We start from the raw sequence: 13,347 nt of genomic DNA, 5'->3' as shown, positions 1-13,347 counted from the left end.
TCAATTTCTAGAAAATACCGTCGGTTGCACCCTCAATTAATTCCCCCTATAATACACTCATGAAAATCAAACGAACGTTACAAATAAGCGAAAACGATTTCTATGACTATCTTGAAAGTGAACTCATTCGCGAATGTCAGCTCACGAAAACAAAGATTGAGAAAGGACTGAATTACAAAAAAACTGATTCCAAAACCCAAATGGAAATTTCAGTTTTCGTGATCAACTATATTCGTGGCACACTTTATGAAGTCAAAATCTCCTCTTCCTATGAGACATATTTTCTTAAGTACACAACACAAGAAAATGAAAACGGTTTAGAGATACAATTCGAACAGCACATCGAAAGTTTTGAAATGAAAAAACAAAACCGACTGATGCGGCTCTTTAGCGAAGGTGTCTATTTAGGAAGAATGTCTGATACTCTATTCGATATCCAAAAAAAAATCCATGAGAAGAGGAGGACTAATTTGTCCTGATGAATTGACATAGAATGGGGATAGGCGATTTCTAAGCCAATACATTGAGAATGTTTCAAAGGAGTAAAACTATGAGTAGAATGAAAGCTATCGTATTTGACTTTATCCAAAATCAAATTTACACCAATCAAGAACAAGTGAATGGTCTGACTACAAAGCAGGTTGCTGAGGCATTGAACCTACAAAGATCGAATGCCAGCACCCTTCTTAATCAACTTGTTCAAGAAAAGAAGTTAGTGAAATCCACATCGAGACCTGTTCTCTATTCTTTAGCAGAACCAATCGCTGAAAAGGATGCATTTGACGTCATCATTGGTGCCAATCAAAGTCTTAAAAATGCGATTCAATTGGCAAAAGCCGCCGTCTTATATCCAAAAAATCCATTAAATGTGCTGATTCAAGCCAAACCAGGCTGTGGTACTAGTTACTTTGTTGATACACTAGTAGATTTTGCCAAACAGCGACAGGTGCTGACTAAAGAAGCTCCTTATATAAAAATTAATTGTCGAAATTATTCCAAAGATCCTCATTTGCTTGATGAGGATCTTTTCGGAACCAACGAGGATTATGCCAATAGCGTATTTGAGAAAGCTTGGTCTGGTATTCTTTTTCTAGAAGCATACGATTCATTAAACACGAAGCAGCAAAACAAAATTTTAGATTTTTTAAACAACAAAATTCCCCTATTTCAAGAAAAAAAGCAATCTCAGCCGAATAATGTGATGGTGATCTTATCAATCATGCCTTCAAAAGAACTTTTAATTAATCAAGCGATTCCACTGACGATCGAATTGCCTGAAATAGAGAAGCGCTCCTATAAAGAACGTTTTGACTTGATCAATCATTTCTTTTCCAGAGAAGCCGTTCATTCTAGACGTACAATCGTTGTTCCCTCAGAAGTGATCCGAGGTCTATTGTTAGCAAATTTTTCTTATCAAGTAAAAGAGCTGAAAATGGATATTACAGCTGCTTGTGCCAAAGGGTATGTTCGCGTAATCAATGAGGGTGACCAAGATATTGCTCTTTCCCTCGCTGATTTCAAACCAGAAATCAAACAGAGCTTGTTACGGGTGAAAGAAAATGCGATGGTTTTCGACGAGCTATTCGGAAATGTTGAGCATATTATTTATGATAAGAATGAGGGTTACTTAAAAGAATTTGGAAAAAATGAACGCTTATACCTTTATGAGGAGATTCGCAATCAATATCAATCACTTTCGGAGAGCGGCATCAATGAATTAACGATCACTCCCCTAATGAACAAGTATGTGCAAAATCTTTTTAATAAGTACAACTATTACAATGTCTTTGATGATCAATATAACATTACTCAATTAGCAAAAATCGTCGATGCTAAAGTCATTCAAATTGTTGATTTCTGGCTAAAAACCTGTAAAAAGGAACTCAACAGAGAATTTAAATCAAGCGTATTTTACGGGCTTTGTCTTCATATCAACTCCTTATTGACACTGGCTTCCAATCGACAAACCCTCTCGCAAGAGGAAGTCACTCAATTTATTCAACAATACCCTGAGGAATATGCGCTAAGTGTTCAGCTTTCGATTGAATTAAAAAAGCAGCTCAACTTGAATTTACCAAAAGATGAGATCATTCTGATTTTACTTTTTCTGATTAACCAAGAGCAGACTCAATTAACCGGTCATCCAGTATTGTTATATATCATGCATGGAAATCGAACAGCTTCTTCATTGGCTGAAACAACAAACATGCTGACTCAGACAAATAACATTTATAGCTACGACATGAAACTTGATAGCACACCTCGCCAGTCGATGATCGAAATTAAACAAGTCATCAAACGAATTGATCAAGGACAAGGTGTGATCGTTCTTTATGATATGGGTTCAATAAAAACGATTGTTGAAACGATCGCTGAGGAATTAAATTGTAAGCTTCGACTGATTTACTTACCTATAACTCTTATCGGCATCGAAGCAGCTCGAAAAAGTGCAATGGAAACCGATATTGATTATGTCTATCACACGGTCAGTATGAGTATGAACGACTTGTTACAAAAAGCGGAAAAAGGATATGAATTGATCATTACTTTATGCCATACCGGAGAAGGAGGCGCAGAACAACTAAAACGGTACATCGAAAGTTACTCGAAACTTGGTATGAAAGTTAAAGCACTGGCTATCTCTTCGAGAAATGAACTAATCAAAGAAGTGAGTAACTTAAAGAAAGTCTATAAAGTACATGCTTTTGTCGGGACTTATGATCCTAACATTTTCGGTATTCCCTTTATCTCAATTGGGAAAGTATTTGAGACACCAAAGGAAACACTCGATCGCTTACTTTTATTTGAGCCCGTAAAGACGCAATTCTTTGATTACACAGAAGTCTATAATTACTTAGCTGATTCGTTCAAGTATACCGACATTGGCAAATTAAAAATGGTCTTGCCAGAAGTCATTGATGAGATTTGCGCCCTTTATCCTCTTTCCCTTGATCAATCCATTGGCTTATTCATGCACTTAGCTTGTCTGATCGAACGGTTATTAGAAAATCGTTCACCCAACATTGCCAAAGCAAATCTCGCTGTAATGAAAACATTTAAGCAAGATGCTTTGATTATTGCAAAGATCTTAAGAAAATTAGAAAAAAGCTTCGATGTTTTGATCAACGATTTGGAACTTTCCACTATCCTTCTCATCATCAAAAAACTTTAAACATACAATATTTAGTAGGCGAAAATAAGTTCTCCTAATATTTGGTGGGTAACCCTTTTGATATGGGTATAACAAAAAAAACTCTCTATGTTCCTTCATTGATAAAGGATCATAGAGAGATTTCATTATTCTATTACTTCATTACTTAACTCACTCCATATTTTTTTGTAAACACATGATGCTCCCTATAACTGCCATAAATCCTACTAGCTCCACCACTGTGAAGTGATCATGAAAAACAATGATCGATAAGAAAGCAGCCAGCAATGGCTCAACTGCTGTTAAAACTGTTGCAAGTGTTGAGGATAAATAGCGTAAACTTGTTAAAAAAATCAAATACGCTAGTGCTGTTCCAAATAAAATGACCACCAACAAATAAAGAATCACTTGAACGTTCAGTTGACTATCGATCTGCCACATTGGATGAACCACATTCCCCAAGCCTCCACCAATCAACATCCCCCATCCGACAATTGGTAAACTCCCATATTTTTGCAAAAGTTTACGCGGCTGTATAGAATAAAAAGCTAGTGATATCGCTGATGCTAACCCCCAGCCTAGTGCAGATTGGGAAGTCGCTAATTGCTCAATCTGTCCCTTTGACGCTACAGCCGTCACGCCAAGTAAGGTTACCAATAACCAGAAACATGTCTTTAAAGAGGGGAACTGCCTTTTGGCTATCGCAGCATAGAGTAAAACAAAGAAAGGTCCAGTATATTGAATAATCGTTGCAAACGAAGCATTGCTTTGCTCAATCGTTTTAAAGTAGGTAAATTGAACGAGAAACATGCCTAAGAAAGAAAACAAGAGCAGCTGAATGAAGTCCTTTTTCTCACGAAATGGGGAAATCAATCGGGCGCGATCCTTTAACCCAATACTTAGCAACAAACACCCTGAAAGAACCAATCGTGTTGAAACGAGCCAATTTGCTGAAATACTATATTTCGTAAATAAAATTTGTCCAGCGATGCCAGAAACTGCCCACAAAGCTGCTGCTGAACAAGCATAAACAATCCCAACTGTTTTTTTCATAAAAACACCTTTTGTCTTTCACTTTACTTTGTTAGTATTATACCGAATCAGATAGTGAACTTTTGTCAATATCCTGATTGTTTTTAACACTATTCTGTAAAAAGGTGGTGCGGTATGTACTTTGAACGCACAGAAGAAAACGAAGAAACGACCAAACATACAACTACAAATCGCTCCTTCGCAATTTATCAACGTTGCTTGCAACAAAAGCGTGGCGACCAATTGCCTCTGCATTGGCACGACGAGCTGCAAATTGTATGGGTCGAAGAAGGTAGCTTCGTGTATACGATAGACGACGAGCAAATTTTGCTAAGCAAGAATGAGGCGATCATTATTAATAGCCGTGTACTCCATGGTGCTGTTTTAGCTTCAGAAAACGTCCGATATTGCTGCTTTGATTTTTCTTCAGGCTTTATTGCTGACCCTGTTTTTAAAGAAGCGATCGAACAATTAGTCCACGATCGCACCCGCAGCTATCGGCGCTTAACCTTAACCGCCCAACATCAAGCATTTGTTCAAACCGTGCGTCTGCCTCTGCTTATTGAACAACGATTTACTCTCTATGAATTGTTTTTAGCTGCCCTTTCACAGCTAATGGCTGCAAGACCTGCTTCACCAAAGAAAGAAACTATCTACTTAATGCTGGCATTTGTCCATGAGCATTATCAAGAACCATTAACGGTTCCTGCGATCGCTAAAGCTGCTGCCATCAATACACGTACTTGTACCGCCCTTTTTCGGCAATACACGACATTGACCCCAATCAACTATCTGATTGATTATCGATTGTCTCAAGCCAAAAACCTATTGATCGAAACGGATGAGCCGATCTCAACTATCTGCTACCACGTTGGCTTCAATCACTTGAGCTACTTTAGCAAAAGATTTCAGCGTAAATTTGGTTTAACGCCGCTACAGTATCGTAAAACCTATCGCGAAGATGATAGAAATTAGCTGATCGGTACCAACAAAGCCTCTCATCTAGATAAATTTTGCTATATTCTATAAGCGTTTCAGTACTTTTTTCACTTTTACGCTCATTGGTCCATAAGAATCTCTTTGAAATCCTTTTCTAAAAACCACACACCCAATATTTAGTAGGCGAAAACATGTTCCTACAACATATTGTGGATAAACCTATTGAAACTGTGCATAACTAAAAAGCCTGCGATTTTTTCGCAGACTTTTTTATTTATTGACAAGCTATTATTATTCTAGAGATAAATAATAGCTCACATTATCTGGTAGCGGTTTAAAGCCATTCTTTTTATAAAAATCCGCTGCTGGCATACTTTCTTCAGTATCTAACAGGATCGTTGGGATCTCTTTCTTGAGCAGATCCTCTTTGATCCTTTCTAAAAAAGTGGAACCCAAGCCTTTTCCTTGGTGCGTGCCAGTAATTAAAAAAGTATCGATCACATACTCTTTTCCTTGATACCAGGGCTTGATAAAGCCTAATGAAAGACCAATCAATTCATTCGATGCTCGGTCTGTTAGTCGATAACCAACAAAAGTATTCATTGCCATCATTGATGATACATAGTCGGTGATTTGCGGCACTGTCAATTGGTCATTCCATGGTTCTGCTGAAAATACGGCAATATAGTGGTCCACGACTTCTGCTAAATCTGCCGTGGTCAATTCACGCATGCTTACGTTCTTTTCCATCCTATCTCCTGCTTCCATTTCTATTTCGGTAAGGGCCTATACTCGAGGAATCTACTAGTTTTTGTGCGTGTATCAATTATCGATTCGTTTGGCATAGCCATTGCCATAACTCGTATAACGACGCTTTTGGTTGACGGCCATTTTTTTATGAATCTCAGCTTCAAGATCGATGGAAAGGATTTCTGCTAACCCAAGAAGATAAATCGCCACATCCGCCAATTCTTCTCCTACCTCTTGTTGCTTCCGATACGCGTCAAAGGCTTCCCCTACTTCACCATATAAAGCCAAAAACTCTTTTTCAATATTTGTGACATTGAATTGGTGATCGATTTTGTTTTGATAAATCGCTTTTTGCATTTCTGAAAGTTTCATAGTCGCTCCTTTTGGGATAGTATACCATTTAATTAAAGTTCAAAATAGAAACTTAGTAAAAAAATCACCTCAAAAAATAGTGACCCCCAAAACGTTAGAATTTTGTTCTAACTTTTGTAGGTCACTCTAGTATAGGATTCATCCTGTTTTGTTTATTCTGCCCGCTCCAATTCAGCAGATTTGATTGCAACCCGTTGAGCGATTTTTAGAAATGGAAAATAGATTGCTACACAAACGACGATGATGATCACTTGAACCAAAACAACTTTGAAATCCCCTTTTGATGCCAACAATGCACTAAGAATTGGTGGTGTCGTCCAAGGAACCATCACAGAAAGTGGCTCAATGAATCCTACTGCGGTAGCAAAGTAGCCAATCAACGTCGCCACAATTGGACTTGCAACGAAGGGAATGATCATGGGTAAATTGAAGACGATCGGTAAACCAAAGATGATTGGCTCGTTGATATTAAAAATACCCGGAGCTAGGGATAGATTGACGACATCCCGAAAAGGTTGGTAATTGCGGACGAATAAGAGCACTGCAATGATCAAGCTGATCGTAAATCCAGTCCCGCCTAGTTGTGCGAAAACCGTCACGAATGCTGAATTTAAGATATTGGGTGGCGTAGCGCCTTCTTGCACTGCTTGCATGTTTTCATTCATATTGACTAACAGCAACGGATCTAACAAGGTGCCATTGATGACGGTTTGGTGAATGCCTAAAGTAAACAGAAAATTGCCCGTTGAATAGATGATCAAGAACCCAAAAATCGATGTGTTCAATAAACGCAGTGGTTCTTGGATCACTGTTGAAATGATTTGAATCAGGTCGGTATCAAAGGCTGCTAGCACGGTCGCAACTACGGCAAAGAAGGAAATCACCAAAATAGCAGGGATCAACGTGCTGAAGGATTTGCTGACGGCAGGAGGAACTTGATCCCCTAAATTGATTTTTAGGTGCTTGTTTTCTGACAGTCGAATAAATAATTCCGTGGCAACTAACCCACAAATGATTCCAGAAAACATCCCTTTGGTCCCGACATCGTCAAATAGCATCACACCACTGATGGTCACTTCTGCTTGAGCGCCTTCTGGCATCACGGCATGAGCCATCGCCAACATGACCACTAAGCAAGTCGTTGCCACAAAGGTTGCATTGATGGCGCTCGGATTGTTTTTGTTGCGGCAAAGAAAATAAGCGATCATCGGGGCGATCAGCAGACCGGCGATATTCAATGTTCCATTGGTGATGGAATTGCCAAACACTTGCATTCGCGCCAAGGCAGCCCCTTCTAAAACCCATGGAAAGAAGACATTATTAAACAACACAGCGATCCCTGCGATAATAAAGGCAGGCATTAAGGTCGCAAACGCATCACGAAGACTTTTGAGATGAACCTGATTGCCGAGACGGACCGAAAACTCTGTAAATTTATCTAAAAACGTGCGCTTTTCTGCTGCCATTTTTGTTCCTCCTATTCTGTATATGGGTTTGTATAGATCGTACTACCATTCGTTTTGATCACTTCTTTGAACCATTCATACGATTTTTTCGGTACACGTTTCATATCTCGCAACTCATGGTTGCCACGATTGACATACACGAGTCCGTATCGTTTCTCCATATCACCTTGCGAGCTCAAAATGTCGATCAGCCCCCAACCAAGATACCCAAGACAGACCACTCCATCTTCTACCATCGCTTCAAACATCGCTCGAATATGCTCTTGATGATAGGCAATGCGGTAATCATCTTGAATCGGTTCGTTGCCATCCCAATGCTCTCTGACACCAATCCCATTTTCAATCGGAAACACTGGCAACCGGTACCGCTGATAGACTTTATTTAAGACATCACGGAAGCCGAGCGGATCAATTTGCCAATTCCATTCCGTCGTTTTAATATACGGATTGTCTTGTTTTCCAAAAGTCATGTACCGATTCGGCGGCGTTCCTTCAGGAATTTTTTCAGCATTCAAGGTAGAAGAAGCATAATAGCTAAAGGCAATGTAATCATTTTTCTGCGCTGCGATCGCTTCTAATTCCCCAGGTAAAATATTCATATTGAGTTGATGATTTTTCACGTATCGGTCTTGTGCTTCCGAATACTTGCCGTGCGCATAGCAATCTAATAAAGTAAAGTTCGCAAATTCATCAAACTCTCTTGCTGCTTTGATGTCTTGTGGACGACAAGTCGCTGGATACGCCTCAGAATACGCCAGCATACCGCCAATCTTCGCATTTGTTGTTTCATGAAGATAGTTACAGATCTCTGCATGGCAAACCATGACATTGTGGAAAATTTGATACAATTCTTCTGTTGTTTCTTCCCCTTCTAAATAGCCGCTGATCTTAAAACCATGGTCTTGGTGGAAAAGATTTTGTTCGTTAAAGGTTAACCAATAATGGACTTTATCCGCAAAACGATCCACCATTTCTTTTCCAAAGCGAATGAATGCGTCCTTCACTTCTTTGATGATGAACCCGTTATAGGTTTTCGCCAGATGCAGAGGCATATCAAAATGGTACAAACAAATCATAGGCTCGATCCCTCGAGCTAACAGATCATCAATAAAACGATCGTAATAGGCGATCCCTTCTTCATTAAAAGCACCATCTCCATCGTGAACGACCCTTGACCAAGAAATTTGGAAACGATACATGTTCATCCCCAAATCTTGCATATAATCAAAATCTTCTGTATACGCATGATAGTTATCATTTGCTACATGCCAATCGCTAGCCTGCTCCGAAGCTTCCCGTATATCATAAACGGATAAGCTTTTACCGCCTTCATTCCAACCACCTTCTGTCTGCATACTGCTGACACTGTTTCCCCAGTAAAATTTTGTCATATTGATTCCTCCATCATTTGTATTCGCTTACAAAACCTATTATAATTAGGTGAAATAGGCATGTAAATTTTTCAAAAACTCATGTAAAGCTTTTTCTATACATGTGAATTTCAGCTGATTCTTTAGTGATAGACCTTGTTTTTAACCCCTTCAAACAAAACTCAAGTCCATGAATTTCTTTACATAAGGAGTGATGACTATGACAAAATACAAAGAGATCGTTGATCAGTTGCGGACGAATATTTATGAAGGAGTTTTTCCTGCTTTATCAAAACTACCGGAACAAACGGCGTTAGCCAAACGATTTCAAACCTCGCGAATGACGATCCAAAAAGCGCTAAATCAACTGAAGCAAGAAGGCCTGATTTCCACCAAAAGAGGTCATGGCACCTATGTCAATTCAGCGACCTATCAAGGACAGATCAATGAGTATATCGGTCTAGTCAACCGATATGGCGGGCGGCATAAAGTGCAAAGTAAAATCATTAGTTTCAATGTTCGTTTTCCAGAAGCCAACGAAATGGATTACTTGTCCTTGCGAGAAAACGAACCTGTTTATGATATCGTACGACTGCGCTATGTTGATAACGAACCCTTTGAATTGGAGTACACGATCATGCCCATCAAAACCATTCCCGATATTGATATGGCGATCCTTGAACACTCGATCTATCGATATATCACTGATTCCTTACACCTCAAAATAGGCCCCGCCATACGTAAAATCCGTGCCGACAAAGCGGATTCCTATGATATCAAATATTTAGAAGTTGATCCCAATGATCCGATCTTAGAATTAGAACAAGTTGCTCGCCTCTCCGACGGGCGGCCCTTCGAATTTTCGCAAACTCGTTATCCTTACCAAAATCGTGAGATTTACTATCTTTCTGAACCTTAATTGCAAAAAAACAAGTCTGAAGAAAACTCAGACTTGTTTTTATTGTCTAGGAAAGGTGAACTCGTTAAGATTCTTCGTTTTTTTTCGCCGTTCGCTCGGGACTGACCCAAACGCCGCTACCGTAGCCAAGGATGGTTTTGACGGCTGGAATAAAGGTAGTGACGATCGTTATGGCATTAATCATCCAGTAAAACAGCATGTAAAAAGGGGCAAAGCGGAAATACTTCAGCTTGCTGCGGTTATCATCCGCCAGGAGGCTGGTAAATAGCTGCATCACCCCCGCAATCATCTCGAAACAAACGAAGAGAAAGGCCATCGTAAACATATGATAGATCCGTTCGTAATTCCCAGTTGCACCATAATAGATCAGATAGAAGACAAACAAGGCAGATGAAAGCCAGAAAAAGAATGACCATATGATACTTAATGTTTGATCGACAAACATAGCGGTTCGACCAATGTTTTCAAAAGGATGCAAAAAGACCTTTTTAAAGTTGGTCAGCCATACTTCTGTACCGCCCTTCGCCCAGCGTTTCCGTTGTCGGTAGAGCATCTTGAGTGTTTCTGGCACCTCCATGAAAAACATCACTCGTGAAGCAAATAAAGACAGCCAACCTCGGAATTGGTGGTCCCAGGCAATACTGATGTCTTCTGTGGCTCGATTTTGTCGAAACAGCCCCACGTCCATCAATGCCGCGCGGCGATACATCGTATTGGCACCACTATAAGCATAGATGACCCCGAAAACGGCTTGCTGGGTCCGTTTGATAATTCCTACGATACTTGAAAATTCAACGGTTTGTGATTTCCCTACGATCGTTGTGCGATTTTGAACATCCATATTCGCCGTAATGGCAGAGATATTGATGGAGTCTTGGCGGATGAAATAATTGACATATTTCCATAACGCATCAGGTTCAGGAACCGTATCTGCATCGTTGCTCAAGATCAATTCCCCTTTGGCAAACCCTCCCCCAATATTAAAGGCATGGGCTTTTCCTTGGTTTTTTTCGATGCGCAACACTCTTAGATTTGGGTACTGTTCCATCAATCGGTCTAATATCACAGGAGTTTGATCCGTTGAGCCATCATCAGTCACCAACACCTCATAATTGCTGTAGTTCAGATTGTTCATTAAATAATGAATCGTGTCTTCAATAACGATTTCTTCATTGTGAGCTGGTACCATAATCGTGATCATCGGCTCGATCTCTTCGGGGATCGGTATCCACTCTAATTGACGAAAACGGAACAAAAAACGATTGCAGATCACCCCGATGAACCAAGCAAAGCCACCTAAAATTGGATACGTAAAGAGAATCATTAAAACGACTGTTAAAAATGTATCCAACCATGGGAACCCAGTATCAAAATTGACAACCATCAGCCCACCCCATTTCTACGGAAAAGTTCTTGGATCTCTCTTTCTCCGATGTTTTGCTCCGGTGCAACCGCGTAGTATTTTGCCCCGTGGCGTTCTTCTTTCGTCCCGAAGCGTTCTTCGTAAAATGCTTCTAGCAACTCTTTGCGTTTTTCCAAGGCAGCTTCATCATGCATCGATTGCTTTTGCAGCAATCGTTTGAAGCGGCGGTTGTTCCTCAAGGTCAACAAAGTAAACGTAAGAACTAAAATCAAAAAAGAAATGCCTAAAAATAACGCTAAAAATTCGAAAGTGACTGCTTCTTCTAAATAGGTCCGAAAGGCGATCCGATCCGCCAGATTCGGCAGCGTCAACGGAATGGCCAGCCAGACAAAGGGAACCAAGACCATCAGCCAAGCAAGAATCGTCAAAATCGTTTGGCGGGTCTTTAAAGCGGAACGACCTTTTTGAAAATACGCATCGGTGACCAACCGTTCTTTGACTTCTTCCCGTGTCACTCGTTGTTTCATTTTACTCACTCCTTAAATTTTTTTTATTTGCTGTGAAGAAAAAGAAGCAACAAAAGCAAGTCGTCTGGACCTGCTTCGTTCTTCTTCTGTTTGTCTCACTTAGATTTCTTGCCAACTTTCAACGCATTGAACAGCGTGTGAAATTGGCCTTTAAAGGACATCACTTGCTCAAACACATCTTCCCCATCATTCAGCATCTTGACAGTCACCCAGCCTAATGCTTCGGTAATACCGCTAGCCACACTGGCATTGATTGCAGCTCCAGCAACGGTGCCGACTGCTGGGACAAATTTCAAGATATTGCCAACGGCACTGCGACCAAAACTCACAACGACTAGCTCTTTCGAAATACTTTTCGCTAACCCTTCACGCCATGTTCGCCCAAAAATACGATACAAACGGGCCATCATTGTCATCTGAACTGGCACAAGTAACACTGCATCTGAAAAGGGAATCGGTGAACAGCCGATAATCGCCGCCGTCAAAGAAGCCGCATGGATCGTGCGGTGGGCTTTTTTCCGCGTTTCATCATCTACGCCAACCAAAAACTCCTCAAACACCTGATCAAATTGATCCTTGCTTTTCGCTAACACTTTTTCCGCCTGGGCTTTTGATCCGTCATAGCCTTTCATCACCAGGGCAGCCGATTTTTTCGGCATTCGCTTCATGACATCCGCAAAAAAAGAAGTAAACTCCGCTTCTTCTTGCAGCTCTTCTCTCGTTTGACTTTGCTCGACTTGAACGGACTGTTCCGTTAATAATTCATTTTCGTTTTGCTTCTTTTTGCGTTTTATCCACGGTTTTTTCAAAGAAATGTCTCCTTCTTTCGACTCGTTGTTCATTTAAAAATCAAAGTGAGCCATGATTTTGTTCCTCTTTCTATTTTAGCTCAGGTTTTTCAAGATAGCGAAAATGTAGCTTGAGAGAGCTTACACTTGCTGGAAAATGCAAATTTGCATCTTTAGATTATTTATTTATATTATCGTTTTTTTATGCTATGATACACAAAAGGAGTGGATCGAATGAAAAAGAAATTGAATTGGAAAGTCCTTTTTTATCTAGGCTTATTGACTTACTTTCTTTTAAGCGGGATCTTCGCATTCTTTGGAGTCGAAATACCGTTTCTTTATAAACGTTGATCTTCACGTTTTCTCAGAACCATATCATTCAACTCTTTGCTCTATGTTGAGAGAATCCATCATTCTATCGTCCATTCAATCTAATCAGAAAAGGTGATTTTCTTGTCCATTTTATTTGATCTATTGCAGCTGCTTGCCGTTATCTGTATCGCGTATTTATTGTTCACAAAAAACCATTTCCTCAAACAATTAACTGCTGTTCAGAAAATGGTCTTTGTCGTTTTATGTATTTCGGTGATACTGCCGGCTCTCTACGAATTTATTACTGGTTTTGCGCAGGGATTTTGGGAACGGTTGTGATTGACGTTCCTTACAAAAC

General features: G+C 40.0%; 13 protein-coding genes. 5 read left to right on the top strand and 8 right to left on the bottom strand.

Annotated features, from left to right (window positions below):
- Positions 1 to 59 precede the first annotated feature (59 nt).
- Complete coding sequence (locus A5867_RS05365; protein ID WP_087627038.1) at positions 60 to 479, top strand: DUF3284 domain-containing protein; 420 nt, start codon at positions 60 to 62, stop codon at positions 477 to 479.
- Positions 480 to 550: 71 nt separating this feature from the next.
- Positions 551 to 3,172, top strand: coding sequence for a PRD domain-containing protein (locus A5867_RS05360; RefSeq protein WP_087627037.1), 2,622 nt, complete (start codon positions 551 to 553; stop codon positions 3,170 to 3,172).
- A 150-nt stretch (positions 3,173 to 3,322) separates the two neighbouring features.
- Here A5867_RS05360 and A5867_RS05355 read toward each other — a convergent pair whose 3' ends face one another.
- Positions 3,323 to 4,204 carry an EamA family transporter gene (locus A5867_RS05355; protein ID WP_016610561.1) on the bottom strand — a complete coding sequence of 294 codons (882 nt, stop codon included), beginning with the start codon at positions 4,202 to 4,204 and terminating at the stop codon, positions 3,323 to 3,325.
- A 114-nt stretch (positions 4,205 to 4,318) separates the two neighbouring features.
- On the opposite strand from A5867_RS05355, the gene A5867_RS05350 reads away from it, so the two are divergent.
- Complete coding sequence (locus A5867_RS05350) at positions 4,319 to 5,158, top strand: AraC family transcriptional regulator (protein WP_074932463.1); 840 nt, start codon at positions 4,319 to 4,321, stop codon at positions 5,156 to 5,158.
- A 255-nt stretch (positions 5,159 to 5,413) separates the two neighbouring features.
- Here the strand turns inward: A5867_RS05350 and A5867_RS05345 are convergent, their stop codons facing one another.
- The 4 genes from A5867_RS05345 to A5867_RS05330 form a co-directional block, all read right to left on the bottom strand.
- Complete coding sequence (locus tag A5867_RS05345) at positions 5,414 to 5,872, bottom strand: GNAT family N-acetyltransferase (protein WP_087627036.1); 459 nt, start codon at positions 5,870 to 5,872, stop codon at positions 5,414 to 5,416.
- Between the two features lie 72 nt (positions 5,873 to 5,944).
- On the bottom strand, positions 5,945 to 6,244 hold the full coding sequence (locus A5867_RS05340; protein ID WP_016610558.1) for a MazG-like family protein: 300 nt from the start codon (positions 6,242 to 6,244) through the stop codon (positions 5,945 to 5,947).
- A 152-nt stretch (positions 6,245 to 6,396) separates the two neighbouring features.
- Positions 6,397 to 7,710: a PTS transporter subunit EIIC gene (locus A5867_RS05335; RefSeq protein ID WP_087627035.1), complete on the bottom strand. Its 1,314-nt coding sequence runs from the start codon at positions 7,708 to 7,710 to the stop codon at positions 6,397 to 6,399.
- Positions 7,711 to 7,721: 11 nt separating this feature from the next.
- The gene (locus A5867_RS05330) at positions 7,722 to 9,101 is read right to left on the bottom strand and encodes a glycoside hydrolase family 1 protein (protein ID WP_087627034.1); all 1,380 of its coding nucleotides are present in this window, start codon (positions 9,099 to 9,101) and stop codon (positions 7,722 to 7,724) included.
- A 199-nt stretch (positions 9,102 to 9,300) separates the two neighbouring features.
- On the opposite strand from A5867_RS05330, the gene A5867_RS05325 reads away from it, so the two are divergent.
- On the top strand, positions 9,301 to 9,999 hold the full coding sequence (locus tag A5867_RS05325) for a GntR family transcriptional regulator (RefSeq protein WP_034868333.1): 699 nt from the start codon (positions 9,301 to 9,303) through the stop codon (positions 9,997 to 9,999).
- Between the two features lie 64 nt (positions 10,000 to 10,063).
- On the opposite strand, the gene A5867_RS05320 is transcribed toward A5867_RS05325, so the two are convergent.
- The 3 genes from A5867_RS05320 to A5867_RS05310 all read right to left on the bottom strand — a co-directional run bounded on the left by A5867_RS05320 (position 10,064) and on the right by A5867_RS05310 (position 12,731).
- Positions 10,064 to 11,383, bottom strand: coding sequence for a glycosyltransferase family 2 protein (locus tag A5867_RS05320; RefSeq protein WP_087627033.1), 1,320 nt, complete (start codon positions 11,381 to 11,383; stop codon positions 10,064 to 10,066).
- Positions 11,383 to 11,889: a hypothetical protein gene (locus tag A5867_RS05315; protein ID WP_060792899.1), complete on the bottom strand. Its 507-nt coding sequence runs from the start codon at positions 11,887 to 11,889 to the stop codon at positions 11,383 to 11,385. Before A5867_RS05315 ends, A5867_RS05320 begins: the two co-directional genes overlap by 1 nt.
- Before the next feature lie 95 nt (positions 11,890 to 11,984).
- Entirely contained in the window at positions 11,985 to 12,731 is a 747-nt protein-coding gene (locus tag A5867_RS05310; protein ID WP_005225303.1) for a YcjF family protein, read from the bottom strand.
- Positions 12,732 to 13,130: 399 nt separating this feature from the next.
- Between A5867_RS05310 and A5867_RS18070 the strand changes: the two genes are divergently transcribed.
- Positions 13,131 to 13,328, top strand: a complete 198-nt coding sequence (locus tag A5867_RS18070) for a hypothetical protein (protein ID WP_016610551.1) — start codon at positions 13,131 to 13,133, stop codon at positions 13,326 to 13,328.
- Positions 13,329 to 13,347: the final 19 nt, after the last annotated feature.

Source organism: Enterococcus sp. 6D12_DIV0197 (assembly GCF_002174385.1).
In the GTDB taxonomy this organism is placed as follows: domain Bacteria; phylum Bacillota; class Bacilli; order Lactobacillales; family Enterococcaceae; genus Enterococcus_D; species Enterococcus_D casseliflavus.
The sequence above is the reverse complement of the archived record's forward strand: the minus strand, read 5'-3'. Positions and strand labels throughout refer to the sequence as shown.

Coding starts and splice junctions, on each gene's coding strand:
- A5867_RS05365 (WP_087627038.1), top strand. CDS start 60: ATGAAAATCAAACGAACGTTACAAATAAGCGAAAACGATTTCTATGAC.
- A5867_RS05360 (WP_087627037.1), top strand. CDS start 551: ATGAGTAGAATGAAAGCTATCGTATTTGACTTTATCCAAAATCAAATT.
- A5867_RS05355 (WP_016610561.1), bottom strand. CDS start 4,204: ATGAAAAAAACAGTTGGGATTGTTTATGCTTGTTCAGCAGCAGCTTTG.
- A5867_RS05350 (WP_074932463.1), top strand. CDS start 4,319: ATGTACTTTGAACGCACAGAAGAAAACGAAGAAACGACCAAACATACA.
- A5867_RS05345 (WP_087627036.1), bottom strand. CDS start 5,872: ATGGAAAAGAACGTAAGCATGCGTGAATTGACCACGGCAGATTTAGCA.
- A5867_RS05340 (WP_016610558.1), bottom strand. CDS start 6,244: ATGAAACTTTCAGAAATGCAAAAAGCGATTTATCAAAACAAAATCGAT.
- A5867_RS05335 (WP_087627035.1), bottom strand. CDS start 7,710: ATGGCAGCAGAAAAGCGCACGTTTTTAGATAAATTTACAGAGTTTTCG.
- A5867_RS05330 (WP_087627034.1), bottom strand. CDS start 9,101: ATGACAAAATTTTACTGGGGAAACAGTGTCAGCAGTATGCAGACAGAA.
- A5867_RS05325 (WP_034868333.1), top strand. CDS start 9,301: ATGACAAAATACAAAGAGATCGTTGATCAGTTGCGGACGAATATTTAT.
- A5867_RS05320 (WP_087627033.1), bottom strand. CDS start 11,383: ATGGTTGTCAATTTTGATACTGGGTTCCCATGGTTGGATACATTTTTA.
- A5867_RS05315 (WP_060792899.1), bottom strand. CDS start 11,889: ATGAAACAACGAGTGACACGGGAAGAAGTCAAAGAACGGTTGGTCACC.
- A5867_RS05310 (WP_005225303.1), bottom strand. CDS start 12,731: ATGAACAACGAGTCGAAAGAAGGAGACATTTCTTTGAAAAAACCGTGG.